Origin of the sequence: Paraburkholderia humisilvae (assembly GCF_902859855.1) — a bacterium.
Classification (GTDB): Bacteria; Pseudomonadota; Gammaproteobacteria; order Burkholderiales; family Burkholderiaceae; genus Paraburkholderia; species Paraburkholderia humisilvae.
The window spans coordinates 1-2,386 of record NZ_CADIKH010000264.1 but is presented as its reverse complement, the minus strand read 5'-3'; the positions used below and the strand labels follow the sequence as shown (position 1 = coordinate 2,386).

The following is a 2,386-nucleotide window of genomic DNA, read 5'->3' as shown; positions in this document are numbered from 1 at the left end:
CGGTGGGCATCTCCGGTGCGATCCAGCACCTGGCGGGGATGAAAGACTCGAAGGTGATCGTCGCGATCAACAAGGACCCGGAGGCGCCGATTTTTAGCGTGGCGGATTACGGGCTGGTCGGCGATCTGTTTGCGGTCGTGCCGGAACTCGTGAAAGAACTCGGCTGACTGGAGATTCGCAAAGCGACGGCGCCGGCGTGAGGTGTCCGGCATCAGGAAGGGGCGCAAGGATCAACCATCCAGCGCCCCTTTTTTATCAGGCACGGAGGAGACAGAGATGAGCTACACGGCACCCATCAAGGACATGCTGTTCGTGATGAAGGAACTGGCCGGACTCGACGAGATTGCCGCGTTGCCCGGTTACGAAGACGCGAACGCGGAGACCGCCCAAGCGGTGCTCGAGGAATCGGCGAAGTTTTGCGGCGAGGTGGTGGCGCCACTGAACGTCGAAGGCGATCGCCATCCGAGTAGCTGGCATGAAGGCAACGTGACCACGACGCCAGGTTTTATCGACGCGTTTCGCCAGTTCACCGCCGGCGGCTGGCAAAGCCTGCAACATCCGACCGAGTACGAAGGACAAGGCCTGCCGAAGCTGATCGCGACGCCCTGCCTCGAGATGCTGAACGCGGCGAACCTGTCGTTCGCGCTGTGCCCGATGTTGACCGACGGCGCGATCGAAGCGCTACTTACGGCCGGTAGCGAAATGCAAAAACAGACCTATGTGCCGAAGCTGCTATCAGGCGTGTGGACCGGCACGATGAACCTGACCGAGCCGCAGGCGGGCTCCGATCTCGCGCTGGTGCGCACGCGCGCGCAACCGCAGCCGGACGGAAGCTACAAGCTGTTCGGCACGAAGATCTTCATCACGTGGGGCGAGCACGATATGGCGGACAACATCGTCCACCTCGTGCTTGCGCGCACGCCGGATGCACCGGAGGGCGTGAAGGGCATTTCGCTTTTTATCGTGCCGAAATTCGTGCTCGGCGCGGACGGCTCGACCCGCGAACGCAACGACGTGCATTGCGTGTCGATCGAGCACAAGCTCGGCATCAAGGCGAGCCCGACCGCGGTGCTGCAGTTCGGCGATCACGGCGGCGCGACCGGTTATCTGATCGGCGAAGCGAATCGCGGCCTCGAGTACATGTTCATCATGATGAACGCCGCGCGCTTTGCGGTCGGGATGCAAGGCGTCGCGGTGTCCGACCGCGCGTATCAGAAGGCCGTCGCGTATGCGAAGGAGCGCGTGCAAAGCCGTCCAGTCGACGGTTCGGCGAAAGAGCCGGTGTCGATCATCCATCACCCGGATGTGCGCCGGATGCTCGCGACGATGCGCGCGCTCACCGAGGCCGCGCGTGCGCTGGCCTATGTCGCCGCCGCGCATCGCGATATCGCGCATCGTCATCCGGACGAGGCGACCTGCGCGGAACATCAGGCGGTCTACGAGTTTCTGGTGCCGATTGTCAAGGGCTGGTGCACCGAACTGTCGCTCGACGTGGCGAGCCTCGGCGTGCAGGTGCATGGCGGGATGGGCTTTATCGAAGAAACCGGCGCCGCGCAGTACTACCGCGACGCGCGCATTCTGCCCATTTACGAAGGCACAACCGCGATCCAGGCGAACGATCTGGTGGGCCGCAAGACGCTGCGCGACGGCGGCGAGGTCGCAAGGCAACTGCTCGCGCAGATTGGCCAGACGGTTGATGCCTTGGGCGCACAGCGCGGTGCGGCGTTCGAATCGATGCGGCAACAACTGGCACACGGACAACGCGCGCTGCAGGCGGCAGTGAACTTCGTGGTCTGGAACGCGAAAAACGATCCGAACGCGGTGTTTGCGGGAAGCGTGCCGTATCTGACGCTCGCGGGTATCGTGCTCGGCGGCTGGCAGATGGCGCGCGCGATGCTCGCGGCCGCGCGCAAGTTTGAAGAAGACCCGTCGTTTTATCAGGCGAAGATCGCGACCGCGCAATTCTTTGCGGAACACGTGTTGCCGCAGGCGGCCGCGCTTGAAACGTCGATTGTTAGCGCGAGGGGGGGTGAGGGGGTGCTTGGGCTGTCGGAAGATCAGTTCTGAATGCTTGGGAATGGATTAGAAGCGGATCAGAAGCGACGCAGGTCTGAGCGTGCCGTTCCGGCGTAACAAAATACAACGGCGCTCCGCACCACCATGCGAAGCGCCGTTTTCTATTCCATGCGCGGCACCGCGAACGCGATGCGACTGCCGCTGCGCGGATTACGCGTACGCGGGACGCGGCGTCGCGCCGAACTCGTGTTCATAGCGATGAACGGACAGATCGTTCGACTGGATCGCCGGTTGCCTGCCCGAGATCAGATCCGCCAGCAACTGGCCGGAGCCGCACGACATCGTCCAGCCGAGCGTGCCGTGCCCGGTG

The 2,386-nt window shown here is 63.4% G+C and carries 1 protein-coding gene and 2 pseudogenes; 2 read left to right on the top strand and 1 reads right to left on the bottom strand.

Features of this window, described 5'->3' with window-relative positions; all coding sequences use genetic code 11:
- Both HV796_RS41715 and HV796_RS41710 read left to right on the top strand, forming a co-directional pair.
- Positions 1-167 (top strand): annotated as a pseudogene (locus HV796_RS41715) (electron transfer flavoprotein subunit alpha/FixB family protein); the annotation flags it as partial.
- A gap of 109 nt (positions 168-276) precedes the next feature.
- A complete protein-coding gene (locus HV796_RS41710) occupies positions 277-2,067 on the top strand; it encodes an acyl-CoA dehydrogenase (protein WP_175233475.1) in 1,791 nt (596 codons plus the stop codon).
- Between the two features lie 159 nt (positions 2,068-2,226).
- Here HV796_RS41710 and HV796_RS41705 read toward each other — a convergent pair.
- Positions 2,227-2,386 (bottom strand): annotated as a pseudogene (locus HV796_RS41705) (D-amino acid dehydrogenase); the annotation flags it as partial.